Origin of the sequence: Streptomyces longispororuber (assembly GCF_014656095.1) — a bacterium.
GTDB lineage: Bacteria > Actinomycetota > Actinomycetes > Streptomycetales > Streptomycetaceae > Streptomyces > Streptomyces longispororuber.
Genome location: NZ_BNBT01000057.1, coordinates 1 through 26,716, shown reverse-complemented (window position 1 = coordinate 26,716; position 26,716 = coordinate 1). Strand labels below are relative to the sequence as shown.

24 protein-coding genes and 1 riboswitch are annotated in these 26,716 nt (G+C 73.3%); of the genes, 10 read left to right on the top strand and 14 right to left on the bottom strand.

The annotated features are described in order from the left end of the window. Positions 1-88 precede the first annotated feature (88 nt). The 3 genes from IE330_RS19140 to IE330_RS19130 all read right to left on the bottom strand — a co-directional run bounded on the left by IE330_RS19140 (position 89) and on the right by IE330_RS19130 (position 3,584). Entirely contained in the window at positions 89-1,591 is a 1,503-nt protein-coding gene (locus IE330_RS19140) for a DUF1996 domain-containing protein (protein WP_190137274.1), read from the bottom strand. Positions 1,592-1,677: 86 nt separating this feature from the next. Then, positions 1,678-2,328, bottom strand: coding sequence for a LuxR C-terminal-related transcriptional regulator (locus IE330_RS19135; protein ID WP_190137273.1), 651 nt, complete (start codon positions 2,326-2,328; stop codon positions 1,678-1,680). Further along, entirely contained in the window at positions 2,313-3,584 is a 1,272-nt protein-coding gene (locus IE330_RS19130) for a sensor histidine kinase (RefSeq protein WP_190137272.1), read from the bottom strand. The genes IE330_RS19135 and IE330_RS19130 overlap by 16 nt, the downstream gene beginning before the upstream one ends. 330 nt (positions 3,585-3,914) lie before the next feature. On the opposite strand from IE330_RS19130, the gene IE330_RS19125 reads away from it, so the two are divergent. Beyond that, complete coding sequence (locus IE330_RS19125) at positions 3,915-6,161, top strand: MMPL family transporter (RefSeq protein WP_190137271.1); 2,247 nt, start codon at positions 3,915-3,917, stop codon at positions 6,159-6,161. A gap of 233 nt (positions 6,162-6,394) precedes the next feature. Here the strand turns inward: IE330_RS19125 and IE330_RS19120 are convergent, their stop codons facing one another. From IE330_RS19120 to IE330_RS19100, 5 genes are all read right to left on the bottom strand, one after another. Next, a complete protein-coding gene (locus IE330_RS19120; protein ID WP_190137270.1) occupies positions 6,395-7,384 on the bottom strand; it encodes an NAD-dependent epimerase/dehydratase family protein in 990 nt (329 codons plus the stop codon). Between the two features lie 71 nt (positions 7,385-7,455). Next, positions 7,456-8,166, bottom strand: coding sequence for a winged helix-turn-helix domain-containing protein (locus tag IE330_RS19115; RefSeq protein WP_190137269.1), 711 nt, complete (start codon positions 8,164-8,166; stop codon positions 7,456-7,458). A 381-nt stretch (positions 8,167-8,547) separates the two neighbouring features. After that, positions 8,548-9,594: a glutamine synthetase gene (gene glnII / locus IE330_RS19110; RefSeq protein WP_190137268.1), complete on the bottom strand. Its 1,047-nt coding sequence runs from the start codon at positions 9,592-9,594 to the stop codon at positions 8,548-8,550. Between the two features lie 287 nt (positions 9,595-9,881). Beyond that, the gene (locus IE330_RS19105; RefSeq protein WP_190137267.1) at positions 9,882-10,352 is read right to left on the bottom strand and encodes a hypothetical protein; all 471 of its coding nucleotides are present in this window, start codon (positions 10,350-10,352) and stop codon (positions 9,882-9,884) included. Between the two features lie 162 nt (positions 10,353-10,514). Beyond that, entirely contained in the window at positions 10,515-10,892 is a 378-nt protein-coding gene (locus tag IE330_RS19100; RefSeq protein ID WP_190137266.1) for an arsenate reductase family protein, read from the bottom strand. A gap of 160 nt (positions 10,893-11,052) precedes the next feature. Between IE330_RS19100 and IE330_RS19095 the strand changes: the two genes are divergently transcribed. The 7 genes from IE330_RS19095 to IE330_RS19065 all read left to right on the top strand — a co-directional run bounded on the left by IE330_RS19095 (position 11,053) and on the right by IE330_RS19065 (position 17,872). Next, entirely contained in the window at positions 11,053-11,421 is a 369-nt protein-coding gene (locus IE330_RS19095) for a hypothetical protein (RefSeq protein WP_190137265.1), read from the top strand. Positions 11,422-11,810: 389 nt separating this feature from the next. Further along, entirely contained in the window at positions 11,811-12,683 is an 873-nt protein-coding gene (locus IE330_RS19090; RefSeq protein WP_190137264.1) for an AraC family transcriptional regulator, read from the top strand. Between the two features lie 5 nt (positions 12,684-12,688). After that, a complete protein-coding gene (locus tag IE330_RS19085) occupies positions 12,689-13,198 on the top strand; it encodes a VOC family protein (RefSeq protein WP_190137263.1) in 510 nt (169 codons plus the stop codon). Positions 13,199-13,211: 13 nt separating this feature from the next. Then, a riboswitch (cobalamin riboswitch) is annotated at positions 13,212-13,398 on the top strand. Between the two features lie 155 nt (positions 13,399-13,553). Continuing rightward, entirely contained in the window at positions 13,554-14,579 is a 1,026-nt protein-coding gene (locus tag IE330_RS19080) for an ABC transporter substrate-binding protein (protein ID WP_229925767.1), read from the top strand. A gap of 176 nt (positions 14,580-14,755) precedes the next feature. Further along, positions 14,756-15,802: a FecCD family ABC transporter permease gene (locus tag IE330_RS19075; RefSeq protein WP_373314688.1), complete on the top strand. Its 1,047-nt coding sequence runs from the start codon at positions 14,756-14,758 to the stop codon at positions 15,800-15,802. After that, positions 15,799-16,641: an ABC transporter ATP-binding protein gene (locus IE330_RS19070; protein ID WP_190137262.1), complete on the top strand. Its 843-nt coding sequence runs from the start codon at positions 15,799-15,801 to the stop codon at positions 16,639-16,641. The genes IE330_RS19075 and IE330_RS19070 overlap by 4 nt, the downstream gene beginning before the upstream one ends. A 25-nt stretch (positions 16,642-16,666) precedes the next feature. Further along, positions 16,667-17,872 carry a helix-turn-helix domain-containing protein gene (locus IE330_RS19065; RefSeq protein WP_190137261.1) on the top strand — a complete coding sequence of 402 codons (1,206 nt, stop codon included), beginning with the start codon at positions 16,667-16,669 and terminating at the stop codon, positions 17,870-17,872. A gap of 432 nt (positions 17,873-18,304) precedes the next feature. On the opposite strand, the gene glnA is transcribed toward IE330_RS19065, so the two are convergent. Beyond that, positions 18,305-19,714 carry a type I glutamate--ammonia ligase gene (gene glnA, locus IE330_RS19060; protein WP_190137260.1) on the bottom strand — a complete coding sequence of 470 codons (1,410 nt, stop codon included), beginning with the start codon at positions 19,712-19,714 and terminating at the stop codon, positions 18,305-18,307. 256 nt (positions 19,715-19,970) lie between these two features. On the opposite strand from glnA, the gene IE330_RS19055 reads away from it, so the two are divergent. After that, positions 19,971-20,438, top strand: coding sequence for an RDD family protein (locus IE330_RS19055; RefSeq protein WP_190137259.1), 468 nt, complete (start codon positions 19,971-19,973; stop codon positions 20,436-20,438). Between the two features lie 164 nt (positions 20,439-20,602). On the opposite strand, the gene IE330_RS19050 is transcribed toward IE330_RS19055, so the two are convergent. The 4 genes from IE330_RS19050 to lipB all read right to left on the bottom strand — a co-directional run bounded on the left by IE330_RS19050 (position 20,603) and on the right by lipB (position 24,005). Then, on the bottom strand, positions 20,603-21,307 hold the full coding sequence (locus IE330_RS19050; RefSeq protein ID WP_190137258.1) for a DUF4191 domain-containing protein: 705 nt from the start codon (positions 21,305-21,307) through the stop codon (positions 20,603-20,605). 29 nt (positions 21,308-21,336) lie between these two features. After that, positions 21,337-21,540, bottom strand: coding sequence for an SCO2195 family GlnR-regulated protein (locus IE330_RS19045; protein ID WP_190137257.1), 204 nt, complete (start codon positions 21,538-21,540; stop codon positions 21,337-21,339). Positions 21,541-22,049: 509 nt separating this feature from the next. Continuing rightward, positions 22,050-23,015, bottom strand: coding sequence for a lipoyl synthase (gene lipA, locus IE330_RS19040; RefSeq protein ID WP_190137256.1), 966 nt, complete (start codon positions 23,013-23,015; stop codon positions 22,050-22,052). Between the two features lie 192 nt (positions 23,016-23,207). Next, a complete protein-coding gene (gene lipB / locus IE330_RS19035; protein ID WP_190137255.1) occupies positions 23,208-24,005 on the bottom strand; it encodes a lipoyl(octanoyl) transferase LipB in 798 nt (265 codons plus the stop codon). A gap of 252 nt (positions 24,006-24,257) precedes the next feature. On the opposite strand from lipB, the gene IE330_RS19030 reads away from it, so the two are divergent. Continuing rightward, positions 24,258-25,703 (top strand): NsdA family TPR-like regulatory protein, encoded by a 1,446-nt coding sequence (locus IE330_RS19030; protein ID WP_190137254.1) that lies wholly within the window; start codon positions 24,258-24,260, stop codon positions 25,701-25,703. 112 nt (positions 25,704-25,815) lie between these two features. Here IE330_RS19030 and IE330_RS19025 read toward each other — a convergent pair. Beyond that, positions 25,816-26,716, bottom strand: a 901-nt coding sequence (locus IE330_RS19025; RefSeq protein WP_190137253.1) for an FAD-dependent oxidoreductase, incomplete at its 5' end; no start/stop codon positions are given.

Below are 26,716 nucleotides of genomic sequence, written 5' to 3'. Positions count from 1 at the left end.
GCGCGACCAGCCACACACGGCCCGCAGGAGAACCCGCGCCCCGGCGGAGCGCAACCGCGGAGCACAGCCGCGGGGCGCGGCCGCGAAGCTAACTGCACCGGCGGTTCTCATTGATGCACTGCGCCACCCGCCGCATCAACCGCTCGTCGAAGACGTTGATGAAGTCACCGTGGTCGGTGACCGGCTTGTGCAGTTGCTCCGGGAAGGAGTCGACGGCGAACCCGGGCCCCGGCGGCACGTCGTACACCACGCGCTGCACGAGCTGCGGAATGGCGCGGAAACCACGGGGGCAGCGCCCGCTGCGCGGGTCGGCGAAGGCCACGTGCGTACGGTGGTTGGCGCTGTCCGTGTTGCGCCCGTCCCAGCAGCTCTGGAAGGCGAACGTGCGCACCACCTCACTGCCCTCGGGACAGATCGGGTACTTGTCCTTGAGCTGCCGGTTCTCGAACCCGGTGCAGCTCCACGAGGCGTTGGCGTTCGCGTCGCCGTTGGTGAACGCCTTGGCGTCACCGGTGATGACGCGCAGGAACCGCGGCATCGCGGTCACCTTGCCGACCGGACTGCCGACGAACTCCAGCGTCACCTGCTCCGGCGTCTGGATCTCGCCCACGTTCTTGTCCCGGCCGCCGCCGTCCGCGTCGGCGTCGTCCTCGTCGGTGCCGTTCTGGAGCCGCAGCACCGGCCAGTAGTACGTCGACTTGTCGCCCTGGTTGCGGCAGCTCGTCCGGCCGCCGGCGAGTTCCCGGTCGCTGGAGAACGCGTCGGTCTCCTGGTTGCCGACGTAGTCGTGCATGTGGTGGGCGCCGTTGCTCACGCCGGGCGCGACGATGACGTTGTCGGGGTTGAACTTGCCGTTCCGGTTGGTGCCGCAGCGCGTGGTGAAGGTGCCGCGTGACGCGCCGCGCTGCTTGCGGGGCTTCTGGACGTTGGGCCGTACGGAGGTGATGTCGACGAAGTCCCCGGCCTCGGGCCCGTTCCCCGCCTGCCCCTGACCGGGGCCCTGGTCCTGGCCCTGCCCCTGGTCGGGTCCCTGGTCCTGATCCTGGTCCTGCTCCTGACCGGGTTCCTGGTCCTGCCCGCCGCCCGGCGGACCGTCGTCGTCGGCGCGCAGCGTGCACGGCGCCATGCCGTCGAGCCTGTCGAGCTTGTCGAGGCCCTCCCGTGCGGGCTCGGGGCCGCCGCGTTCGATCGCGGCCTGGATGGTGTCGATGGCCGGTCGCCGCCGCTCCTCCAGCGGCCCGAGGACGGCGGTGCGCTCCCCGGCGGTGTCGGCCTCGGCGAACCGCGCGTAGGCCTGGGTGATCTGCGTGTCCAGGGCGGCGAGTTCGCGGTCCACCTCGGCCCGGGCGTCCGCCGGGACGTCGGGCAGCTCGTTGCCCACGTCGGGGCAGCGGATCGTGGTGGCCTCCGCCCCGGCCGCCTGGGCCTGGCTCCGGCCCCGGACGTCCGACGGCGGGCTCTCCTCGGCGTTCGCGTAGACATTCACCGCGACGAGTCCGCCGCCGCCCAGGATGAGCGCCGCCGACGCGGTGATCGCCCGGCCGGCCAGCTTCGATCGTTTTCGTGACGTGCGTCGTGTGGTGCGTCCCATGGGACTACGTACGCGCCACGCACCCACGGCGTTCAAAGCGACGGGAAGTTCCCGGGGGGAAATCCCGTACGGACGACGGCGGTTGCTCAGCGCCCTTGGTCGAGGAAGGCGAGGACCGCGAGGACACGGCGGTTGTCGTCGTCCGAGACCGGCAGGCCGAGCTTCGCGAAGATGTTGGACGTGTGCTTGGCGATGGCCCGCTCGGTCACCACGAGCTGCGCGGCGATCGCGGCGTTGGAGCGGCCCTGCGCCATCAGCTCCAGGACCTCGCGCTCGCGCGGGGTCAGCGCGCCCAGCGGCTCGTTGCCGGAGCGCCGCGTGAGGAGCTGCTGGATGACCGTGGGGTCCATGGCGGTGCCGCCCGCGGCGACCCGGCGTACCGCGTCGACGAACTGCTCCGCGTCGAAGACCCGGTCCTTCAGGAGGTAGCCGACCCCGCCGTTGCCGTCGGCGAGGAGCTCGCGCGCGTACAACTGCTCGACGTGCTGGGACAGGACGAGCACCGGCAGCCCCGGCCGGGCCCGGCGCGCGGCGAGGGCGCACTGCAGGCCCTCGTCGGTGTGCGACGGCGGCAGCCGGACGTCGACGACGGCGACGTCCGGCTCCAGCTCCGCGAGGGCCTTGGACAGCTCGGGCCCGGACTCGACGGCAGCCGCGATCTCGAAGTCGAACGCCTCCAGCATCCGCACCAGGCCGTCGCGCAGCAGGAAGAGATCTTCGGCTAGGACAACTCGCAAGGGATCTCCATGGTCACCATGGTCGGGCCGCCAACGGGACTGCTGACGGCCAGTACGCCGTCGAATGTACCGAGCCGCCGTTCGACGCCGCTCAGCCCCGTGCCGGCGCCGATCACGGCACCGCCCTTGCCGTCGTCCGTGACCGCGATCCGCAGCATGCCGTCCGCGTGGTGCACGTCCACCCAGACCCGGTCGGCCTGCGCGTACTTCACCGCGTTCGTCAGGACCTCGCTCACCGCGAAGTACGCCGCCGACTCCACCGACGCGTCCGCCCGGCCCGGCAGCTCCACGTCCACGTCCGTCGCCACCGGCAGCCGCAGCGCGAGCGCCCGCACCGCGTCGCCGAGGCCGCGCTCGGCGAGGACCGGCGGGTGGATGCCGCGGACCAGGTCGCGCAGTTCGGTCAGGGCCTCGCCGGAGTTCTGCCGGGCCTTGGCGATCATCTCCTTGGCCTTGGCGGGGTCCTTCTCCACGATCGCCTCGATGGTGCCGAGGTCCATGCCCATGGCGACGAGGCGGGCCTGCGCGCCGTCGTGCAGATCGCGCTCGATGCGCCGCAGCTCGGCGGCGGAGCTGTCCACCGCGTCGTGCCGGGTCTCCTCCAGCCGGCCGACGCGCAGCGCCAGTTCCCGCTCCCGCATGGTGGCGGTGGGCGCGAGCAGCGTCCGCGACAGCAGGAAGTGGGCGCGCAGCAGCGGCCGGTTCACGTACAGGCTCACGCCGAACAGGGCCGTGCCGAGCGCGGCCGCGGCGAACGCGGTGCCCTGCGAGGTGACGTGGATGAACGCGTACCACTCGCCGCCGCCCGCCTGGTAGATCGGCTTCCACACGCCGCAGGCGAGCACCCAGCCGTAGAGCATGTACAGGACCAGGACGGGCGGGATCAGCGCGAGCACGGCGCCGAGGGTCATGTTCACCAGCAGCCACTGGAGGTCCCGCCAGGTCGCCGGGTCCTTCAGCATCCGCGTACAGCGCTCCACCTGCCCGGCCACGCCGGGCCGCGTGGGCTCCCGGCGGTAGGGCACCGCGATGCTCACGTCCGCCCACTCCCCGGCCTGCACCCGGTGCAGCGTCGCGAACCTGCGTACGGCCAGCAGGACCGCGGGCGTGGTGAACAGGCCGATCCCCAGCGGGATGAGCACCAGCGACACCACCGAGAACACGAACAGCGTGATGGACCCGACCAGCGAGGCGACCGCCAGATACAGGCCGCGCGCTCCCGCCAGCAGGCTCTCGCGCACCCTCGACGTCTTCATGCTGTCCCTCTCCTCGTCCGGCCGCCCCGGGCGTGCCCGGCGGCCGTGCCGCGTACGCGCTCCGGAGGTGTCCCCACGCGCCCTGCCGCGCCCGGTCCCGTGCCTCCCGCTCGTGCACGGACCGCCGGGCACGAGATCAGTTTCCCCGGTGGGGGCCGCTCCGGTCACTCGGCCCCGCCCCCGCACCGGAGGTGTACCTGACGCCACCTCCCGGCCTCGCCCTGTGCTTCCCCGGCAGGGGGCCTCGACGGCTGGGGACGCCCCGCGCCGGTTCCTAGCGTGAACCGCGTCGATCCGTACACGTCACGCAGAGCAATGGGGGCGAAGGCCATGGACGCCAAGAGGCGGAACCTCGCGGCACGACTAGGGGTGTGGAGCGCGCACCACCGCAGAAAAGCCATCCTGGGCTGGCTGTTGTTCGTGGTGCTCGCCACGGTCGTCGGTGGCGCGACGGGGGTCGTCACCGCCGACGAGAGCGAGATGGGCACCGGCGACTCGGCCCGGGCCGCGAAGATCCTCGACGACGCGGGCATCGACGACCCGGCGGGCGAACTCGTCCTGGTCAAGGCGCGTACGCCCGACGGCTGGCGCGCGGCGGCCGCCGACGTCGCCGCCGCCGTCGAGCGGACCGGCGAGACGACGAAGGTACGGGCGCCGCTGCGCTCCGCCGACGGCAGGGACGCGCTGCTCCGCTTCGAGATCAAGGGCCCGTCCGACAAGGCGGCCGACCGGGTCCAGCCGGTGCTCGACGCGGTCGACGACGTCCGCGACGGGCGGACGGGGCGGGGGGTGGCCATCCACCAGTTCGGCGACGCCAGCTCCGAGAAGCACCTGAACGACCTGCTCGCCGACGACCTGAAGAAGGCCGAGTTCACGGCCGTGCCGCTGGCCCTCGGCATCCTCCTCGTCGCCTTCGGCGCGGTCGTCGCCGCGCTGCTCCCCGTCGGGCTCGCGGTCACCGCGTGCGTCGCCGCCTTCGGGCTCCTCGGCCTGGTCAGCCACGCGGTGCACCTGTTCGAGACGACGTACTCGGTGATGTTCCTGATGGGGCTCGCCGTCGGCGTCGACTACTGCCTGTTCTACCTGCGGCGCGAGCGCGACGAGCGGGCCGCGGGCCACGACGCCGACACCGCCCTGCGGATCGCCGCCGCCACCAGCGGGCGCGCGGTCCTCGTCTCCGGCCTCACCGTGATGGTGGCCATGGCCGGACTGTTCCTGTCCGGGCTGCTCCTCTTCAAGGGCTTCGCCGTCGCCACCATCCTCGTGGTGTGCGTGGCCATGCTCGGCTCCGTGACCGTCCTGCCGGCGCTGCTCGCCTGGCTCGGCGACCGCGTCGACGCCGGACGCGTCCCCTTCCTCCACCGGCGCTCCCGCAAGGGCGCCCACGCGGGCGGCGCGTTCGCCGGGGCCCTCGTACGGCCGGTGCTGGCCAGGCCGCGGCTCTTCGCCGCCGCCTCGGCGGGGCTGCTGCTCCTGCTCGCCGCGCCCGCGCTCGGCATGAAGACCGAACAGCTCGGCCTGGAGAAGCAGTTCGGGTCCGACGCGCCGCTGTCCGTCGCGTATCGGGAGATCACCGACACGTTCCCGGGCGGCCCCGCCCCCGCCCGCGTCGTCGTCCGCGCCGACACCGCCGGCGGCCTCGACGCCGCCCCGGTCAGGGACGGGCTGCGCGCGCTCACCGCGAAGGCGGGCAAGGGCGCCGAGCTGACCTTCCACCGCGCCGAACGCGTCGCCGTCCTGGAGGTGCCGCTGCCGGGCACGGGCACGGACGCGGCGGCGAAGAAGGCGCTTGACGACCTCCGGTCGCAGGTACGGGAGTTCCGGAGCGAGGTGCGCGAGTCAGGAGCCGAGGCCGGCAGCGGCGGTGCTGACGCTGGTGCTGACGGTGTCGGTGCCCAGGGTGGCGCCGGGGTCGAGGCGTACGCCGGCGGGGACCTGGCCGAGTCGCGGGACTTCACCGACCAGCTCGGCGACGGCATCCTCCCGGTCTTCCTCTTCATCGCCGCCGTCACCTTCCTGCTGATGCTGGTCAGCTTCCGCTCGGTGGTGATCGCGGTGACGTCGATCGCCCTCAACCTGCTCTCCGTGGGCGCCGCGTACGGGGTCATGACCGCGGTCTTCCAGCACGGCTGGGGCGCCTCCCTGATCGGCTCGGAGAAGGTCGGCGCCATCGAGAACTGGATGCCGCTGTTCGTCCTCGTCGTCCTGTTCGGCCTGTCGATGGACTACCACGTGTTCGTGGTCTCGCGCATCCGCGAGGCCCGCGACCGGGGCCTCGACAACCTGTCCGCCATCCGCGAGGGCATCACCCGCACCGCCGGGGCGGTGACCGGGGCCGCGGTCATCATGGTCGCGGTGTTCGCGGTGTTCGGCATGCTGTCCATGCAGGACATGCAGCAGATGGGGGTGGGGCTCGGGGTGGCCGTCCTCCTCGACGCCACGGTGGTACGCATGGTGCTGCTGCCGTCGCTGATGGCGCTGCTGGGCGAGCGGAACTGGCGCTCACCGCGGTGGCTGCCCCGGGGGCCCCGGGGCCGGTCGTCCGTGAGCTCGGGGCGGGTGGGGGCGGGGGTGTAGGGAGGCTTTCCCCGGTGGGGGCTTGCCTGGGCGGGGGCTTTCCCCGGTGGGGGCTTCCCCACCCGCCCGTGCTGCTCCGGCTTTCGGGTGTTGAGCGGGGCGGGAGGCCCCACCCCAGGTGCCGCCCGGCCCCGCCCGGCCCCGCCCGGCCCCGCCCGGCCCGGCCCGGGCAACCCGGACGCCACCCCGCCAAGGCTCCGGAGCCAGTGGAAAGCTCCGGTGCCCGCCAAGGCTCACGCCCCTCCCAACGCCACCGCCTCCTTCTCCGGCGCCAGCCCCACCCCCGGCCGGTCCGGCCGCTGCGGTGCCACCCCGCCGAGGCTCCGGAGCCAGTCCCACGTGTCGGCCACGGTCGCCGTCAGGGGCCGGCACCGCAGGCCCGACCGCGCCGCGCTCGTGTCGTGCAGGGTGTCGTACAGCTCTCCCGGCGGCAGCCACACCGGCAGCTCCCGCCACGGCTCGATCCCCGCCCCCGTGACGGCCTCGGGCGCCGTCCACCGCAGCTCCGCGTCGGGCGCCCCCGCCACCTCCACGCACGCCTCCAGCAGGTCCCCCATCGTGGCGTGGCCCCGGGGGCAGACGAGGTTGTAGGGCCCGTGCCACCCCGCCGCCACCGCGTCCAGCGTCCACTCCGCGAGGTCCCGGACGTCCACGTACTGGATCCACGCGTCGCGCGGCCCGGGCGCGAGCACCGGCCCGCCCCGCGCGACGCGGTTCAGCCACCACGGCAGCCGCCCGACGTTCTCGTACGGACCGAGGACGAGCCCGGCCCGCACCAGGAGCGCCCGCTCCGCGCCGAAGGCCCGCTCCGCCGCCAGCTCGCCGCCCCGCTTGTCCTCCGCGTACGCCACCGCGTCCGCGTCCGGGTCGCCGTCGACGACGGGGAACGACTCGTCCGAGCCCGCCCGCCCCGGGTAGCGGTACACCGACTGGCTGGACACGTACGCGTACCGCCCCGCCCGCCCGGCGAGCAGCCGCGCCGCGTCCCGGACGGCCCGCGGCGCCCCGGACCAGGTGTCGACGACGGCGTCCCAGGGCCCGTCCGCGGCGGCCAGTGCCGCGAGGCCCTCGGCGGTCGTGCGGTCGCCGTGCACGGCCCGCGCCCCCGCGGGCGCCGGGTGCCGCCCCCGGTGGAAGACCGTCACGTCCCAGCCGCGCGCCAGGGCCGCCTCCGTGACGGCCCGCCCCACGAACTCCGTACCGCCGAGCATCAGAAGTCTCATGATCCGACTCTGCCCGACCGGCGCCCGCGCGGGAACCGCCTTCTGCCCCGGGGAGAACCGGGAACGGCCCGCTACGCCCCGGCCGGCGGCGCGTACTTGTAGCCCACGCGCCGCACCGTCTGGATCGTCGCGCGGTGCTCCGCCCCGAGCTTGCGCCGCAGCCGGGCGATGTGGACGTCCACGGTCCGGCCGTCGCCGACGTGGCCGTACCCCCACACCGTCGTCACGAGCTGGTCGCGCGTGTGCACCCGGTGCGGATGCGCCACGAGGTGCGCGAGCAGCTCGAACTCCAGGTAGGTCAGGTTCAGTTGGCGTCCTTCGACGTGCGCCGAGCGCCGCGCGGTGTCGATCCGTACGGGCCCGTCCCCGGCGTCCGCGCCGTCCTGCGCGCCGTCGGTCGCCACCGGCACGAGGTGCTCCTGGCCCGCGGGCACGAGCACCAGGTAGCCGATCATCGGCGGCTGGCCGGGCAGCGTGGGCAGGGTGTGCTGCGGCGCGGGCAGCAGCGTGGCGCCCGGCGGCAGATAGCCCGAGAGGTCGGTGAGGGCGGTGAGGTCGGCCGGTTCGCCGAGCCCGGAGGCCCGGGCCACCTCGTCGGGCGCCACGGCCCGCAGCCGCCCGCGCGCGGCGGGCGCGGCGGCCCGCCCCCGGGCGGGCGCGGAGGCGGCACCGGCGGCGCGGGCACCGTTCACGGCACGGGCACCACCGGCGGTGGTGACACCGGGGACGGCGGAGACGGAGGGTACGGCGTTGACGGCCTGGAAGGTACGGGAGTTCGCCATGAGTCAGCTCTTTCGCGCGAGGGAGTCGTCGAGGACGTACGTCGTGCGCGACAGGCCGGAGGCCGGGTGGAACGGCTCAGAGGGCCCGCGCGCTCAGCGCGCGGCAACACACCCGGTCGAAGTCGTGATGCTGCCGGGACGGCCAGAAGGGCTCGAGGTCATGATGGCCCGTCGCGGAGTTCCGGAAGCTGCCCATGCCCCCCATTGAAGCAGATGGGAGCGGGTCCGGCGGTCCCGTCTCGCACGTCGGTACGAGTCCCTGGCGCCGCGGCGGCGTGAACGGGCTATCCGCACGCGGGCGTTGGCGGCGCGCGAAGGGCGCCCCTCGCCGGAATCCGGCGGACCGTACGGAACGGGTCAGACCTGCCCGGACGGAACGGGTCAGACCTGCCCGGCCTTCTCCAGCGCCGCGCAGCAGGTGTCGACGAGCAGCCGCGTCACCACGTACGGGTCGACGTTCGCGTTCGGGCGGCGGTCCTCGATGTAGCCCTTGCCGTCCCGCTCGACCTGCCAGGGGATGCGGACGGAGGCGCCGCGGTCGGAGACGCCGTACGAGTACTCGTTCCACGGGGCGGTCTCGTGCAGGCCGGTGAGGCGGTCGTCGATGCCCGCACCGTAGTTCTTGACGTGGTCCATCGGCTTCGAGCCCTCGCCGAGCGACTCGCACGCCGTGACGATCGCGGCATAGCCCTCGGGGCCTTCGCGCATGGCCCTGGTGGAGAAGTTCGTGTGCGCGCCGGCGCCGTTCCAGTCGCCCTTGACCGGCTTGGGGTCGAGGGTCGCGGAGACGCCGAAGTCCTCGGCCGTGCGGTAGAGCAGCCAGCGGGCCACCCAGAGCTGGTCGGAGACCTCCAGCGGGGCGAGCGGGCCGACCTGGAACTCCCACTGGCCGGGCATGACCTCGGCGTTGATGCCGGAGATGCCGAGCCCCGCCGTGAGGCAGTGGTCCAGGTGCGCCTCGACGACGTCACGGCCGTGGATCTCGTCCGCGCCGACGCCGCAGTAGTAGCCGCCCTGCGGGGCCGGGAAGCCGCCCGCCGGGAAGCCGAGCGGGCGGTCGCCCTCGAAGAAGGTGTACTCCTGCTCGATGCCGAAGACCGGCTCCTGCGCGGCGAACCGCTCCGCGACCTCCACGAGCGCGGTCCGCGTGTTGGAGGGGTGCGGCGTCATGTCGGTGTGCAGGACCTCGCACAGGACCAGGACGTCCTCGCCGCCGCGGATCGGGTCCGGGCAGCGGAAGACCGGCTTCAGGACGAGGTCGGAGGCGTGGCCCTCGGCCTGGTTCGTGGAGGAGCCGTCGAAGCCCCACAGGGGCAGGTCCGCCACCCGCGCCGCCTGCTCCGGACCGGCCAGGATCTTCGTCTTCGAGCGCAGCTTGGCGGTCGGCTCGGTGCCGTCGATCCAGATGTACTCAGCCTTGATGGTCACGGGCCTCATCCTTCGGAACACTGGGTACGGCGCAGACGTATGGGTGCTGCGGTCCGTGGCGATGTCCGGCAGCCTGTCAACGCGCGATTTCCCGTCCGTTGCCCGTGTGTGAACCCCGTGTTACCCGGGACCGCTGTGGCCGGAGTCACGACGGGCGCCCCGAGGGGCCTGGCCCGCGGTGACGTGATGACGACGCCGACCCGCGGTGAGGTGATGACGACGCTGCCCCGCGGTGACGTGATGACGACGCCGGTCCGCGGTGACGTGATGACGACGCTGCCCCGCGGTCACTTGATGATCGCGTTCGCCACGGCGATGAGCACGCCGATGGCCATGTCCGCGGCCCCGATGAGCACGGCCGCGTGCCTGCGGTAACCGGCGCGCAGCGCGGCGAACGTCCCCCAGCCGAGGAGCAGCGCCGCGTTCAGCGACAGCCCCGCGTACGTCACGGGCGCCTCCGGCCAGCCCGCGCACCCGGCGGCCACCAGCAGCGCCACGGTCGGCCAGCAGGCGATCACCACCGGCCACTCGTCGGCGAGGGTCCGGGCCAGGTGGAGCCAGCGGTGGGCGGCACGGCCCGGCCGGTGCGTGGCCATGTGGTGGGCGTAGCCGTGCGCGAGCGCGGCCGTGCCCGCCGTGACCAGCACCCAGGCGGCGTCGTAGAACGGTGTGTACGGCGCGCCCTCGGAGTGCAGGGCGGCGAGCAGCGCGCTCGCGAGGACGGTGCCGTACACGCCTTCGGACAGCCAGCTCCGCACGGCGCGCTCCTCTCCCTCGCCCCGGGCGGCCGGCCGCCGACCCGGGAGGAGCGCTCCACCCTACGAAGGCGATATGCGCGGGAAGGTTACGGTTGGCCCGCTTTTGTCGCGCGGTCCTGCGAGGCTCGGGAAACGTCCCGAGGCACCCCCGGGGGGCATGGGCTACCGCGCCTGACGGGACAGCGCGTCCCGCACCGCCTCCTCCGTGCGGCCCACCACCGCCGTGCCGTCGTCCGCCGTGATGAGGGGCCGCTGGATGAGCCGGGGGTGCGCGGCGAGCGCCTCGATCCACGCCTCGCGCCCGGAGGCGTCGCGGGGCCAGCGGGTGCGGTCCTTGAGGTCCAGCTCCTTGGCCTCGGCCTCCTGGGTGCGGGTGATGTCCCAGGGTTCGAGGCCGAGCCGGTCGAGCACGTCGCGGATCTCGTCGGCGCCGGGCACGTCCTCCAGGTAGCGGCGCACCGTGTAGTCGGCTCCCTCCGCGTCGAGCAGCGTCAGGGCGCTGCGGCACTTCGAACAGGCGGGGTTGATCCAGATCTCCATGCTCCACACGCTACCTCCGAACCACCCGCCCCGTGCCCCTCAAACCCCTTCTGGCCAGCGGAGATTGCCGTTCCGGAGACCGGCCGTTGTCAGTGCCGGCCCGTAGAATGGAAGCAATGTTCGAAGGGGCCCGCGAGGGTTCCCGAACCGCGACAGGAGGATGTCTGTGCCCGCTGCCGCAGTCCCGTCCGTGCCCACTACGACCGCCGCCCGCCCCCGCACGTCCTCGTCCCGTGCCCCGCGCGCGTCCCGCGCCCGGCACGCCGTGCAGCCGCCGCTGCTCGACGTCCCGTACGTGCCGCACGCGAAGCACCCCCTGCCGCCCGGCCGCCCCCGCGAGTGGTACATCACGCACAACCGCCGCCTCAAGGCCATGCGGCTGGCCATCGCCCTCCTGGACGCGGGCGTGTACGTCCCGACCCAGGCGAACAACGTACGGATCCGCGCCATGGCCGAGACGGTGGGCATCCACCCCCCGTCGGACACGACGTGCCACATGGTGCGGGCCCTGATGCGCTACAGCCGCTGACCTGCTGACCCGGCAGGCCTCAGTGCCCTGCTGACCCGCTGACTCGGCAGGCTCACTGACCCGTTGGCCCACTGAGCCCCTCCGATCCACTGACGCGCCGACCCACTCACGGACTGACCCACTCACCCACTGACTCACTGACCCACTAGCGCACTGATCTGCTGAAACACTGGCCTGCTGACGCGCCGACCCGCTGACCGCTGACTCCCGACCGCCGTGCGCCGGGTGGGGCCTCCGCGCCCCGTCCAGCGCACGGCACCGGGGCCGGTGCGGCCCCGCCGCCCTGTACCCCCGGCCACCCCCAGGCCCCCAGCCCCCGGTCGCCCGCCGCCCCGTGGCGACGCGGCGCCGCCCGGTACGGGACCACCTACGGGACCACAATGGAACCCATGGACACCACCGGCCAGGAGTTCGTCCACGCCGCGCCCGCGCCGGGGCGCCGCAGCCTGGTGGTGTCCGCCGTGGGCTACCGCGTCGCGGGCCAGACCCCGGCCCTGCACCGCGGGCTGCCGTCCCCATACCTGACGCTGATCTTCTCCCTCGACGGCCCGGTCGTCACCGGCCGCACCCCCGGCGAGGCCATCGGCCCGGGCGCCACCCGCGCCGACATCGTCGTCGGCGGCCTGCACCAGAGCCCGGCGTACGTCGTCCGGCCCGAGCACGAGGCGGGCATCCAGCTCGCCCTGCACCCGCTCGCGGCCCGCGCGCTCCTCGGCGTGCCCGCCGCCGAGCTGACCGGGCAGCTCGTCACCGACGGCACGGACGTCCTGGGCCGCCTCGCCGCGGACGTACGGGAGCGGCTGTGCGCGGCGGACACCTGGGACGCGCGGTTCGCCTGCCTCGACGCCTACCTGGCGCGGCGCGTGGCCGCCGCCGACCGGCGCGGCGCCGCCCGCCCGGAGGTCGCCGAGGCCTGGGCCTGGCTCGCCCGGCACCGGGGCGCGGGCACCCTGCGGGGCCTGGCCGCGCACGTCGCGCTCAGCGAGCGCCAGTTGTCCGCGCTGTTCCGCGCCGAGACCGGCGTCACCCCCAAGCAGGCCGCCCGCCTCATGCGCTTCCAGCACGCGAAGGCCCGCGTCGTCCGCGCCGTCGTCGCGGGCGCGCCCCCGGACCTCGCCCGCGTGGCCGCCGACTGCGGCTACTACGACCACTCGCACCTGGTCCGGGACTTCCAGCAGTACACGGGCGTGAGCCCGACGGCCTGGCTGGCCGAGGAGTGCCGGAATATCCAAGCCGGAGGGCACATGAACGGCGAAGACTGAGACCCATGAACGCCAACGAAGCACCGCAGAACGCACAAGTCACGCAGAGCGGCCAGAACACCGACACCACGCACGCCCCCTCACACCGGCACACCCCACACACCCCCTCGCACCGGCGCGCCCCCGACGTCTGGCCCACCTTCCAGGCCCACGACGCCCCCGCCCTGATCGACTTCCTCGTCGGCACGCTCGGCTTCCTGCGGACCGCCGTGTACGAGGACGGCGGCCGCGTCGCCCACGCCCAGCTCGACTGGCCCGAGGGCGGCGGCGTCATGCTCGGCAGCCACGACCCCGGGGCGGCCGAGTGGTGCCTGGAGCCGGGCACGTTCGGCGCGTACGTCGTCACGGACCACGTCGACGCCCTCTACCGGCGCCTCACCGAGGCAGGCGTCAAGGTGCTGCGGGAGATCGCCGACCAGCCGTACGGCAGCCGCGAGTTCGCCGTCGCGGACCCGGAGGGCAACAAGTGGTCCTTCGGGACGTACCGTGGCGAACCCCGCCCCGACCAGCGGTGACGAGAGCCCGGGGTGATAGCTTGCGCACGCCAGTCGCGCCCGCACCCGGGCCAGGGAATCCGGTGGGAATCCGGAACTGACGCGCAGCGGTGAGGGGGACGGGCGGGGCCAGCGGCCACTGGGCGCCCACGGGCGCCCGGGAAGGCGGCCCCGTCCGGACGAACCCGAGTCCGAAGACCTGCTGGCACCGCCGTCCGGGCGCCGGGCGGCGGGGTTTCGCAGACCAGGCTCCGCGCATGAGCCATGAGACCCGGGAAGACCTGTGCTCTCTCTCGCCCTTCGGATACGCCCGGGGATACGTACCGGGATACGTACTGGTACACGCCCTCGGACCAGCCTGCGGACGCGCCCACGTGTGCGCCGCACCACATCACTGTTCGCCGCGGGCGGCCTGCTCCTGCTCACGGCGTGCGGCGGCGGCTCGTCCGCCGGCCGGGACGACCGGGCCGGAGCCGACGGCTACCCGGTGACGGTCACCTCCTGCGGCAAGAAGGCCACGGTGACCGCCCCGCCCCGGCGGGCCGTCTCCCTGGACCAGGGCTCCACCGAGATCCTCCTCTCCCTCGGCCTCGCCGACCGCATGGCGGGCACCGGCACCTGGACCGACCCGGTCCGGCCGAACCTCGCGAAGGACAACGCGAAGGTCGAGCGCCTCGCGGACCGCTACCCGTCCCTGGAGAAGGTCCTCTCCAAGGAGCCGGACTTCGTCAGCGCCTCGTTCCTCTACACCGTGGGCAAGGGCGGCGTCGCCGACCGTGCCAAGTTCACCGAACTCGGCGTCCCCGTCTACGTCTCGCCCACCGACTGCGCGGGCAAGGACAACAGCGGCGACGGCGACGGCACCCGCACCAGGACGCTCACCATGGACACCGTCTACACGGAGATCCGCGACCTGGCCCGCGTCTTCCACGTGGAGCGGCGCGGCGAGCGCCTGATCGCGGACCTCACGTCCCGCACCGCGAAGGCGGCCCGTACGGTCAAGGCGTCCAAGGCGTCCGTCCTGTACTGGTTCTCGGACTCCAAGGCCCCGTACATCGCGGGCTGCTGCGGCGCGCCCGGCGTCATCACACGCACCCTCGGCGTCCGCAACGCCTTCGCCGACACGCGCGCCGAGTGGCCGCAGGTCAACTGGGAGACCGTGGCCGACCGCGACCCCGACGTCCTGGTGATCGGCGACCTCACGCGCAAGGCCCAGTCGGCGGAGAGCGCCCGCCAGAAGATCGAGTTCCTGGAGTCGCACCCCGTCACCAAGAACCTCACGGCCGTGAAGAAGAAGCGCTACGTGCTGCTCAGCGGGCAGGCCCTGAACCCGACGATCCGGACGGTCGACGGCATCGAACAAGTGGCGGCGGGCCTGCGGAAGTTCGGCCTGGCACGGTGAGCGCGACGGCGCGGGACGGTGCGAGCGCGGCCACGGGAGGCGGCACGGACCCCGGCACGGGCGGCGGGACGACGCGCCGCCAGGCGAAGGGAGCGGGGAACGACCCGGACCCCGGCACGGGGGACGACGCGGGCAACAGCCCGCCGAGCGGCACGGTCAGCGGGGTGACGCGGCGCCTGGCGAAGGGCAGTACGCGGAGCGCCTGGTGGCGCACGGCCCTGCTGTGCGCGACGGGCCTGGCCGCCCTGCTCCTCTCCGTGGCCGTGGCCGTCACCATCGGCCCCGCCGACATCTCCGTACCCGACGTGTGGGCGGCGGTGGCGGGCCACCTCGGCGGCGGCGACGCGCACCTCACGCCGCTGCGCGACGGCATCGTCTGGAACCTGCGCATGCCGCGCACCCTGCTCGCGGGCGTGTGCGGCGCGGGCCTCGCGGTGTGCGGGGCGGTCCTGCAGTCCCTGCTGCGGAACCCGCTGGCCGACCCCTTCGTCCTCGGCGTCTCCTCCGGCGCGTCCACGGGAGCGGTGGCCGTGGTGGTCCTGGGGATCGGCGGGGGAGTGGTGACGGTCTCCGGCGGGGCGTTCCTCGGCGCGCTGTGCGCCTTCGCGCTGGTGCTGCTGCTCAGCCAGGCGCTGGGCGCCACCACGGACCGCGTGGTGCTGTCCGGAGTCGCCGCGATGCAACTCTTCTCCGCCCTGACCTCCTTCGTGATCCTCACGGCGGCGGACGCGGAGACGACGCGCGGCATCCTCTTCTGGCTCCTCGGCTCGCTCAGCGGCGCGAGCTGGACGGACGTCGGGGTGTGCGCGGCGGTCCTCGTCGTGGCCCTGGCGGTCTGCCTGGGGCACGCCCGCACCCTCGACGCGTTCGCGTTCGGCCAGGACGCGGCGGCGTCGCTGGGCGTGCGCGTCGGCCGGGTCCGCCTCGTCCTGCTCTGTACGACGGCCCTGCTCACGGCGGTCCTGGTGAGCGCCGCGGGGGCGATCGGGTTCGTCGGCCTGACCCTGCCGCACGCGGCACGCCTGCTGGTCGGCGCCCGGCACACGCGGCTGCTGCCCGTGACGGCCCTGACCGGCGCGATCCTGCTTATCTGGGTGGACACCCTGGCGCGCACGGTCCTGGACCCGCAGGAGGTCCCGGTGGGCGTGGTCACGTCCCTGATCGGCGTACCGGCGTTCGTCGCGGTCCTGTACCGCACGAGGAGTACGGGGAGGACGAGATGAGCCCGGGCCGCCAGGACGGCACGCGTACGGCCCTTCGCAGTGGGCCCACCGGGCTGCGTGCCGAGCGGGTCTCCCGGGCGGCGGGCGGCCGCCTCCTCGTAGACGGCATCACGCTCGCGCCCCGCCCGGGCACGGTGGTGGGCCTCCTCGGCCCCAACGGCTCCGGCAAGTCCACCCTCCTGCGCCTCCTGGCGGGCGTCCTGGCCCCCACGGCCGGGGTGGTCACGCTGGACGGCCGGCCCCTTCGGGACCTGGGCCGCCGGGAGGTGGCGCGCCGCACGGCGGTCGTGGAGCAGCAGGCGGACACGCAGGTCGACCTGACGGTACGGGACGTCGTACGCCTCGGCAGGGTCCCGCACCGCCGGGCCTGGGCGCCGGCCACGGCCGAGGACGAGCGCGCGGTGGACGAGGCCCTGGCCCGCACGTCCCTGACCGGCCGCGCCGACCAGCCCTGGCACACCCTCTCCGGCGGCGAACGCCAGCGCACCCACATCGCCCGCGCCCTGGCCCAGTCCCCCCGCGAACTCCTCCTGGACGAGCCCACCAACCACCTGGACATCCACCACCAACTGGACCTCCTCCACCTGGTGGCGTCCCTCCCCCTGACCACGGTGGTGGCCCTCCACGACCTCAACCTCGCGGCGATGTTCTGCGACGAGGTCCTCATCCTCAACAACGGCAGGGCCCACGCGTACGGCCCCCCGGCAGAGGTCATCACGGAAAACCTGATCACGGAGGTCTACGGGGTCAGGGCCCGAGTAACCCCACCCCCGAACCCCACCACCCCGATGACGATCACGTATCTGCGCCCCGAGAAGGCAACCGGGGGTACCTTCTGAGTATCGAAGTCAGAAGGGTTTCAGGATGCCCTACGCCAATGACAACGAGGGCCAGCGCATCGGGCTCCGCATCGCGGAGGCGCGCAAGGCGCGTGGCCTGACGCAACTGCAACTGGCCCAGCGCATCCCGTGCTCGAAGTCGCTCATCGCCCAGGTCGAACGAGGGCACAAGCCGGCCACGCCCTCGCTCACCGCAGGTGCGGCCCGCGCCCTGGGCGTCCGGCTGGAACAGCTCACAGGGCAGCCGTACGAGGACCCACAGCGCGGCCATGTGCACGCGACCATCCCGGACATCCGGACGTCCATGCTGAGCTGGGACCTGCCCGACGACGACCTGCCTGTCCGTTCCTTCGACGACCTGGCCGCCGACGTGGCGTCGGCCTCCGCGCTGGGACGCAAGGCGCGGTACGCGAAGCTCGGCTGCATGCTGCCGCCTCTACTCGATGAGTTGTCGGCCGCCTGCCACGCGGCCGACGGGACGGAGCGGGAGCGCCTGTTCGGCCTGCTCGGCGAGGCGTATTCCGGCGTGACCGCCATCGCCTACGCCGTCGGGCTGTTCGACTTGCGCTCCCAGGCGATGGACCGGGTGAACTGGGCGGCGCGGGAGTCCGCCGACCCCCTGCGCCTGGGCCGTACGCAGTGGCAGCGCTCGACCCTGTTCCTCCAAGCCGCTGACTACAACCGGGGGATACGCCTCTTGGACCGCGTCCGGCAGGGCCTGGGCGAGGACATCGCCGTCATGGACGCGCCCACGCTCAGCGTGCACGGCGCCGTGCACCTGCGCTCCGCCATGTTCGCCGCGCGGGCGGGGAACGCCCCGACCGCGCACGCGCACCTGGACGCCGCGGCGGAGGCCGCCCGGCACCTCGGCCGCGACGCCAATCACTACGGCCTGGAGTTCGGGCCGACCAACGTCGCGATGCACCGGCTCGCGGTGGCCGTGGAGATGTACGACGGCCCGGAGGTCGTCCGCAGGACACGCCGGACACGGCTGCCCGCCACGGTGGCGCCGGTGCGGGCGGGCCGCTGGTACATCGACGCGGCGAAGGGGTGGCTGGACTACGGGAACCGGGAGAAGGCGTTCGCCGCGCTCCAAGCAGCTCGGCGCGCGTCACCGGAGCAGGCGCGGAACCATCCCCAAGTGCGCGAGATCATCCAGACCTTGATCCACTTGGAGCGGTACAGCAAGACCTCGCTGTCGGGGTTCGCCTCATGGCTCGGCATGACCTGAGCCGTTTCACAGATCGTGAAACTCACTGTCGATGTGCCGCAGCAGCATGAAGTGATCAGACCCCGGCGAGGCGGTTGAGACCTCCCGGGGCGCGGCCAACCTGAGAGAGCAGGTCGACATGAGCGAGCGTACGACCCCGGGTGACATCGCTGAGGCGGGCGCAGGCAGCGGCATGACGCTACGGGTCTATGTGGTCAGCCCACGGGGCACGATCACCTCCGACTCGGGAACGCGCCGCGTGGACTCCATGGGTCTGGCCCTGCCGACGCGGGACACCTATCCGCCGTGCGGTTGCCCGCACTGCGTGGCGAGGCGGGCCCGGCGGTGACGGGGCCCACGTGACCCTCGGGGACACGGCGAAGCCCCCCACCTGAATCGCGGTGAGGGGCTTCGCCCAGGAACCCGGAGCCGGGGCGCCCGGCCCACGGCGCTCTAGAGGTCGAAGTACAGCTCGAACTCGTGCGGGTGCGGGCGGAGCTGGATCGGGGCGATTTCGTTGGTGCGCTTGTAGTCGATCCAGGTCTCGATGAGGTCGGACGTGAAGACGCCGCCCGCCTGGAGGTACTCGTTGTCCGCCTCCAGGGCGTCGAGAACCGCGGGGAGGGAGGTCGGGACCTGGGCGACGCCCGCGTGCTCCTCGGGGGCGAGCTCGTAGAGGTCCTTGTCGATCGGCTCGGCCGGCTCGATCTTGTTCTTGACGCCGTCGAGGCCCGCCAGGAGCAGGGCGGAGAACGCCAGGTACGGGTTGGAGGACGGGTCAGGGGCGCGGAACTCGACGCGCTTGGCCTTCGGGTTGGAGCCCGTGATCGGGATGCGCATCGCGGCGGAGCGGTTGCGCTGCGAGTAGACCAGGTTGACCGGGGCCTCGAAGCCGGGGACCAGGCGGTGGTAGGAGTTCACCGTGGGGTTGGTGAAGGCCAGCAGCGACGGGGCGTGCTTGAGGATGCCGCCGATGTAGTAGCGGGCGGTGTCCGACAGGCCCGCGTAGCCCTGCTCGTCGTAGAAGAGCGGCTCGCCGCCGGACCAGAGGGACTGGTGGACGTGCATGCCCGAGCCGTTGTCGCCGAAGATCGGCTTCGGCATGAAGGTCGCGGTCTTGCCGTTGCGCCACGCGACGTTCTTCACGATGTACTTGAAGAGCATCAGGTCGTCGGCCGCGGCGAGCAGCGTGTTGAACTTGTAGTTGATCTCCGCCTGGCCCGCCGTGCCCACCTCGTGGTGCTGGCGCTCCACCTTCAGGCCCTGCTTGTCCAGCTCCAGGGAGATCTCCGCGCGCAGGTCGGCGAAGTGGTCGACCGGCGGGGCCGGGAAGTAGCCGCCCTTGTAGCGGACCTTGTAGCCGCGGTTGTTCTCGACCGCGCCGGTGTTCCAGGCGCCGGCCTCGGAGTCGATCTCGTAGATCGAGCGGTTGGCGGAGGTCTCGAAGCGCACCGAGTCGAAGACGTAGAACTCGGCCTCGGGGCCGAAGTACGCGGTGTCCGCGATGCCGGTGGAGGCCAGGTACGCCTCGGCCTTCTTGGCCACGTTGCGCGGGTCGCGGGAGTACTGCTCGCCCGTGATCGGGTCGTGGATGAAGAAGTTGACGTTCAGCGTCTTGTCGCGCCGGAAGGGGTCCACGCGGGCCGTCGACAGGTCGGCGCGCAGCGCCATGTCGGACTCGTGGATGGCCTGGAAGCCGCGGATGGACGAGCCGTCGAAGGCCAGCTCCTCCGCCGGGTCGAACGCCTCGGCCGGCACCGTGAAGTGCTGCATCACGCCCGGCAGGTCGCAGAAGCGGACGTCTACGAACTTCACGTCCTCATCCGCGAGGAACTTCTTGGCTTCGTCGGCGTTCTGGAACATCCAGCTCCTCCTACTCCCGCCCAGGAGGAGCGGGGTTGCAGCTCGGTCGTGCGGCCGGTGCGGTGGCACACGCTGGGACCCGACCATAGGGACGGGGGATTTCTCCGGCGTGACCCGATTGTTTCGCCGAAGTTAACCGGGCACGGGGTGCCACGCCCGCGAACGGCCCCTTCCGGCCGGTCGCACCCCGCCGCGGGCCCCCGGCGACCAGGACCCGGCCGTCCTCGGACCGCCACGGGCGCAGTACCGTGGACGGGTGGACAACAGGCAAGCAATCGGATCGTGGCTCTCCGGCCCGCGCGCGGCCGCGGAGGACGCGGGCGTCGACTTCGGGTACCGGGGCGAGCAGCTCGGGCTGCCCGAGGAGGGCCCCGGCTCCATCGCGCGCCCCGGCCGCCGCATCGGGGCGATCGCCGTCGACTGGGCCCTGTGCATGGTGATCGCGTACGGCCTGTTCGCCCGCGACAACCCCCAGGCCATGGGCAACTGGGCGCTCGGCCTGCTCCTCGTGATGAGCGTCCTGACGGTCGGCACGGTCGGCTGCACGCCGGGCAAGCGCCTCCTCGGCCTGCGCGTCGTCGCCGAGGACGGGGGCCGCCTCGGCTTCGGTCGCGTGGTGGTGCGCAGCCTGCTGCTCTGCCTCGGCATCCCGGCCATCATCTGGGACCGCGATGGGCGCGGCCTCCACGACCGCCTCGCCCGCGCGGTGCAGGTACGCATCTAGCTGCCCTGCCTTCCGGTCCCGTCCCCCTCCCCGCGCAAGCGCGTATGTGTACGCGCGCCGGGCCCCGCCCCGCGTACACATGGGAGCGCCGCGTGCACAGGAGAAACGGGGCGGGCCGGAACCCGAAGGTCCCGGCCCGCCCCGTCTCCGTATGCGCGGACGCGCTAGCGCATCTTCGGCCCGCGCGGCATCCGTACGTTCTTCGGCATGGGCCCCTTGGGCAGCGGCATGTTGCTCATCAGGTCGCCCATGGCCTTCAGGCGGTCGTTGGTCGCCGTCACCTGCGGGCCCTGGAGGACGCGCGGCAGCTTCAGGAGCGTCGTGCGCAGCTTCTTCAGCTCGACCTGGCCCTCGCCGGTGCCGACGGTCACCACGTGCACGGGGACGTCGGCCACGATGCGGGCCATCTTCTTCTTCTCGGCGGCCAGCAGGGGCTTCACGCGGTTCGGGTTGCCCTCGGCGACCAGGACGATGCCGGCCTTGCCGACGGTCCGGTGCACCACGTCCTGGCTGCGGTTCATCGCGACCGCGGGGGTCGTCGTCCAGCCGCGGCCGATCTTGTCGAGCACCGCGGCCGCCGCGCCGGGCTGGCCCTCCATCTGGCCGAAGGCCGCCCGCTCGGCGCGGCGTCCGAAGACGATCGCCATCGCGAGGAAGGCGAGCACGAAGCCCAGGATGCCGAGATAGATCGGGTGGTCGATCCAGAAGCCGATCGCGAGGAAGACACCGAAGGTGACGATTCCCACAGCCGCGATGATGAGACCGATCTTGGAGTCGGTCCGCCGGGTCATCTTGTACGTCAGAGCGATCTGCTTGAGTCGCCCCGGGTTCGCCGCGGCGTCCGCCGCGGTGGTTTCCTTCCTCGCCATGCCCTGAGTCTACGTGTCCGCGCGGGCGACTACGACGTGCGGGTTCCTCCCGCCTCCTCCAGCACGCGCTGGGCCTCGACCCGGTCCTTCGCCCGGCGCCGGTCCTCGAGGACGGACGTCCAGGCGTTGCGGCGTGCGGTGCGCTGGCCGCCGCTCATGAGCAGCGACTCGACGGCGCGGAGCGCGTCGGTGACGGACGGAATGGCGGTGGCGCGAACGGGCGCGGCCTGCATGGTGATGCCCTCCGAGATCCGAGAAGCGATGGTTGAACGGGGGAACGCTACGAGTGGCTCTCGCTGGCACAGCGTCGTGCGGTGGGGGCCAGTGCTGGGACCGCCGCCAGGGCTCTGGGTAAGGCTCTACGTGCGGTAGTTCCAGCGTCACTGATTGGTGTTACCAGGACGTGACTGAGCGGTCAAACGCCGATGAAACCTTGACGCGAGGGCCCCGAACGCTGACGCGGCCCGTACGGTCCCCCTCACCTGCGGGGACCGTACGGGCCGCGTTTTCTCGGCCATTACTGGGCGGTAGTCGCTTGTGCGCGGATTCACACGGTGGCGGCCCGGGCTCGGGGCCGCGCCCCGCCGGAACCGGAGCCGAGCCGGAACCGGGCCGGAACCGGAACCGGGCCAAAGCCGGGCCGCGGGGCCGAGCCGGAGCCGTGGCCGACCGGGGCCCGACCGAGGAGCCGGAGCCGTGGCCGACCGGAGCCGGACGGCGCGGCCGGACCGGGGAGCCGGTGTCAGACCGCCTGCGAGGCCACGTACGCGCCGCGCCGCTCGATCGCCATCTGGTACAGCCGCCCCGCGCGGTACGAGGAGCGGACCAGCGGGCCCGACATGACGCCGGAGAAGCCGATCTCCTCGGCCTCCTCCTTGAGCTCCACGAACTCCTGCGGCTTGACCCAGCGCTCCACCGGGTGGTGGCGCACCGACGGGCGCAGGTACTGGGTGATCGTGATGAGCTCGCAGCCCGCGTCGTGGAGCTGCTGGAGCGCCTCGCTGATCTCCGCGCGCTCCTCGCCCATGCCGAGGATCAGGTTGGACTTGGTCACCAGGCCGGCCGCGCGGGCCTCGGTGATGACCTTCAGGGAGCGCTCGTAGCGGAAGCCGGGGCGGATGCGCTTGAAGATGCGCGGCACCGTCTCGACGTTGTGCGCGAGGACCTCGGGGCGGGACGAGAAGACCTCGGCGAGCTGGTCGGGCTCGGCGTTGAAGTCCGGGATGAGGAGCTCGACCTTGGTGTGGCCGGCCTCGCGCTCCGCGGTCATGGCGTGGATCTGGCGCACGGTCTCCGCGTACAGCCAGGCGCCGCCGTCCTCCAGGTCGTCGCGGGCGACGCCGGTGATCGTGGCGTAGTTCAGGTCCATGGTGACGACGGACTCGCCGACGCGGCGGGGCTCGTCCCGGTCCAGGGCCTGCGGCTTGCCGGTGTCGATCTGGCAGAAGTCGCAGCGCCGCGTGCACTGGTCGCCGCCGATGAGGAACGTCGCCTCCCGGTCCTCCCAGCACTCGTAGATGTTGGGACAGCCCGCCTCCTGGCAGACCGTGTGCAGGCCCTCGCTCTTGACGAGTTTCTGCAGGGCGTTGTACTCGGGACCCATCTTCGCCCGGGTCTTGATCCACTCGGGCTTGCGCTCGATGGGGGTCTGGGCGTTCCGGACCTCCAGGCGCAGCATCTTGCGTCCGTCGGGTGCGACTGCGGACACGACCGACTCCCTCATCTTCGATTCCTCGGCGCACACCAGCGTACGCCCGTACTCATTCCGGCCTTGCCCCCGGGCAACCTTCGGGTACGCGGGTGCATTCCCCGCCCAGGGGCCGCGGGGGCCGTCCGCCGGGCGCCGGGCCGCGCACGCCGCCCGGCGGCACTCTCCGGTCGCGCCGTCCGGCCGCCCGTGCTACGCCGTGACCGGCTCGACCTCGCGCGGCTTCAGCTCCGCGTTCTCCAGGACGTCGCGCAGGTGCTTCTCCACCACCGGGAGCACCTCGGCGATCGTGACGTCACGGCCCAGCTCGTTGGCGATCGACGTCACGCCCGCGTCGCGGATCCCGCACGGCACGATCCTGTCGAACCAGGTGTTGTCCGGGTTCACGTTCAGCGAGAAGCCGTGCATCGTCACGCCCTTCGCGACGCGGATGCCGATCGCCGCGACCTTGCGGTCCTCGCGGCGCTGGCCCGCGTTGGAGGGCGCGTACTCCGGGCCGTTGAGGCGGGCGTCGAACTCGTCGTCCGTCAGGCGCGGGTCGAAGTCCAGGCTGAGGCCGCCGAGCGCCGGGCGCCGCTCCACCGGGTCGCCGAGGACCCAGACGCCGCTGCGGCCCTCGACGCGCGTGGTGGCGAGGCCGAAGTCGGCACACGTTCGGATAAGTGCCTCTTCCAGGCGCCGTACATGTGCTACGACGTCCACCGGACGGGGCAGTTTCTGGATCGGGTAGCCGACGAGCTGGCCCGGTCCGTGCCAGGTGATCTTGCCGCCGCGGTCCACGTCCACGACGGGCGTGCCGTCCAGCGGACGCTCGCTGTCCGCGGTGCGCCGGCCCGCCGTGTACACCGGCGCGTGCTCCAGGAGCAGGCAGGTGTCCGGCACCTCGTCCGCGAACCGGGCCGCGTGCACGCGGCGCTGCTCGTCCCAGGCCTCCTGGTACTCGACGTACTCCGGGCCGAAGCCCACCCGGATGAATCGCAACTCGCCCACGGCGCGTGCCTCCCTGATCTCACCGTGCACCGGAACCTCGCCGCGCACGGAAACCTTCACCGTGCACGGATCGCGCCCCCGCCACTGTACGACTGGCGTCGGCCCGTCAGCCGTCCGGCCAATCCTCACACGATCGGATGAATGGGGCTTGAAGGCCCTGATGAGGGCCGTGGAGGCCGTTACATTCACGCCGTTCACGAGGCCATATGGGCTGCTCAAGGCAGGCCCAAAGGGCAGGAGACCGCACAGCTGATGACGGAACGACCCCCGCAGCGCACCCCCAACCGCCAGCTCGCCGCACTCATCGCGGAGGCCGGATTCTCCAATGCGGGCCTGGCCCGACGTGTCGATCAGCTAGGGCTCGAACACGGGCTCGATCTCAGGTACGACAAAACATCGGTCACACGGTGGCTGCGCGGCCAGCAGCCGCGCGGCACGACACCCGCGCTCATCGCCGAGGTCTTCACCCGCCGCCTCGGCCGCCGCCTGTCGGCGCAGGACCTCGGGCTCGACGCGTGCGCGCCCGTCTACGCAGGCCTGGAGTTCGCGGCGACGCCCGAGGAGGCCATCGACATCGTCGGCGGCCTGTGGCGCAAGGACTCCGGCAGCCACGCCGAGCTGCGCAAGATCGCCTTCACCCCGGCCGGGCTCGTGGTGCCCAGCCGGGACTGGCTCATCGGCCGGGCCGACGAGCGCGTCGCCCGGGGCGGGGAGCCGCCGCAGACCCCGCGGGTGCCCCCGCAGGGCCGCCCCGGCGTGCCCCGCCAGCGCCGCGACACCGACCGCGGCCCCGGCCACCGCGTGTCGGGCGGCGACATCGCCGCCCTGCGCTCGGTCGGTGAGCTGTTCCGCGCCCTCGACCACGCCTACGGCGGCGGCCACGCCCGCCAGGCCCTCGTGCGCTACCTGGAGCACGAGGCCGAGCCGATGCTGCGCGGCACGTACAACGAACAGGCCGGACGCCGTCTGTTCGCGGCCGCCGCCGACCTCACCCGGCTCGCGGGCTGGACGTCGTACGACATCGCGGCGCACGGCCTCGCCCAGCGGTACTTCGTGCAGGCCCTGCGCCTGTCGCAGGCCGCGGGCGACCGGGCGTACGGCTCCTACGTGCTGGTCACCATGAGCCGGCAGGCCGTCTACCTCGGCCACGGCCGCGAGGCCGTGCAGCTCGCCCGCGTCGCCCAGCAGGGCGTCGGCTCCTCGGCCCCGCCCGTCGTGCAGGCCCTGCTGCACGCCGTCGAGGCACGCGGGCACGGTGTGCTCGGCGAGGTGCGCGCCTGTACGGCGTCCATGGTGCGGGCCGAGCGCGCCCTGGAGGCGGCCCGGCCCGGCGACGAGGTGCCGTACTGGGCGCGGTTCTTCGACGAGGCCCAGCTCGCCGACGAGTTCGCGCACTGCAACCGCGACCTCCAGCAGTACCGCGCCGCCGCCCAGCACGCCGAGCGCTCCCTCCAGCTCAGGGCCCCCGGCTACGCCCGCTCCCGGCTCTTCTGCCGCGTCGTCCTGGCCACCTCGCGCCTGGGCCTCGGCGAGCTGGAACAGGCCTGCCAGCTCGGCGCCGAGGCGGCGCAGGCAGCCGGGGAGATGCGTTCGGTGCGGGCCGTGGAGTACGTACGGGACTTCGAGCGGCGCCTTGAGCCGTACCGGGACGCGGCGCCCGTGCGGGCCTACCGCGACAAGGTCGCGGCGCTCGGGTGAGGTGGGGCGCCCCTGGTGGGCGCCCCCCGCCCCCCACTTCCCTCTCTTTGATCGCTGCGGGTGCGTGGGGGCTGGGCGCGCCGTTCCCCGCGCCCCTTACGGGGGCGTCCGTTCAGGCTGCCGTGGGGAGGGGGGCCTCGCTCGGGACCGGTTCGACGCCCAGGTCGGCCAGGGCCGCGTGGGCGGCGCGGCGGCCCGAGTGGAGGGCGCCCTGCACCGTGCTGGTGTCGCGGTGGTCGCCGCACACGTACAGGCCCGACAGGAGCCGCACCGGACGGCGCAGGTCGTGCGGCGGCGGCATCGCGGGCACCGCCTCGCGGGTGTGGTGGGCCGCCAGCAGCTCCCAGCGGTCGGTCGGCGTGCCGTACAGCTCGGCGAGGTGGGCGAGGACGGTGCGGTCGAGGTCGTCCGGCGGCGGGCCCAGCACCGTCGACGACACCAGGACGCGGCCCGCGGGCGCGCGCGTGGGGTCGACGTGGCTGACGACCGCGGTGTGCGCGACGGGGCCGCGCCGGTCGGCGTCCAGGAGCAGCGCGGGCTCGGCGAGCGGCGGCTCCGGCACCGCGTGGTGCACCACCGTCACCGGGTGGAACGACGGCACGCGCAGCCCCGGCAGCAGCTCCGCGGCGGCGCGCGCGTCGGTGGCCAGGAGCACGCCGCGGCAGGTCAGCTCGCCGTGCTCGGCGGTCGTGACGCGGTCGGCGGCCACCGCGGTGACGCGGACGCCGGTGCGCACCGTCCCCGACGGCAGCGCGGCCGCGAGCAGCTCGGGCAGGGCGTCGGCGCCGCCCTCGGGCAGACAGAGGCGGCCGCGCGCGAACGCGTGCAGGGCCAGGTCGGCGCAGCGGCTGGACGTCGTCAGGTCCGGGTCGCACAGCAGGGCCGACAGGAGCGGGCGCAGGAAGCCCTCCACGGTGCGCTGCGGCAGGCCGCGCGCGGCCGGGGCCCGCCCGGCCGGGAGTTCGGGGCGCGCGAGCAGCCGCCGGACCGGGGTCGCGGCGAGCCGGGCGAGC

Bases quoted from the DNA above. Each gene is read 5' to 3' on its own strand.
- IE330_RS19095 (WP_190137265.1), top strand. From the start codon at position 11,053: ATGTCTGTGCCCGCTGCCGCAGTCCCGTCCGTGCCCACTACGACCGCC.
- IE330_RS19065 (WP_190137261.1), top strand. From the start codon at position 16,667: ATGCCCTACGCCAATGACAACGAGGGCCAGCGCATCGGGCTCCGCATC.
- IE330_RS19090 (WP_190137264.1), top strand. From the start codon at position 11,811: ATGGACACCACCGGCCAGGAGTTCGTCCACGCCGCGCCCGCGCCGGGG.
- IE330_RS19100 (WP_190137266.1), bottom strand. From the start codon at position 10,892: ATGGAGATCTGGATCAACCCCGCCTGTTCGAAGTGCCGCAGCGCCCTG.
- IE330_RS19070 (WP_190137262.1), top strand. From the start codon at position 15,799: ATGAGCCCGGGCCGCCAGGACGGCACGCGTACGGCCCTTCGCAGTGGG.
- IE330_RS19050 (WP_190137258.1), bottom strand. From the start codon at position 21,307: ATGGCGAGGAAGGAAACCACCGCGGCGGACGCCGCGGCGAACCCGGGG.
- IE330_RS19125 (WP_190137271.1), top strand. From the start codon at position 3,915: ATGGACGCCAAGAGGCGGAACCTCGCGGCACGACTAGGGGTGTGGAGC.
- IE330_RS19130 (WP_190137272.1), bottom strand. From the start codon at position 3,584: ATGAAGACGTCGAGGGTGCGCGAGAGCCTGCTGGCGGGAGCGCGCGGC.
- IE330_RS19120 (WP_190137270.1), bottom strand. From the start codon at position 7,384: ATGAGACTTCTGATGCTCGGCGGTACGGAGTTCGTGGGGCGGGCCGTC.
- IE330_RS19140 (WP_190137274.1), bottom strand. From the start codon at position 1,591: ATGGGACGCACCACACGACGCACGTCACGAAAACGATCGAAGCTGGCC.
- IE330_RS19045 (WP_190137257.1), bottom strand. From the start codon at position 21,540: ATGCAGGCCGCGCCCGTTCGCGCCACCGCCATTCCGTCCGTCACCGAC.
- glnA (WP_190137260.1), bottom strand. From the start codon at position 19,714: ATGTTCCAGAACGCCGACGAAGCCAAGAAGTTCCTCGCGGATGAGGAC.
- IE330_RS19030 (WP_190137254.1), top strand. From the start codon at position 24,258: ATGACGGAACGACCCCCGCAGCGCACCCCCAACCGCCAGCTCGCCGCA.
- IE330_RS19115 (WP_190137269.1), bottom strand. From the start codon at position 8,166: ATGGCGAACTCCCGTACCTTCCAGGCCGTCAACGCCGTACCCTCCGTC.
- IE330_RS19085 (WP_190137263.1), top strand. From the start codon at position 12,689: ATGAACGCCAACGAAGCACCGCAGAACGCACAAGTCACGCAGAGCGGC.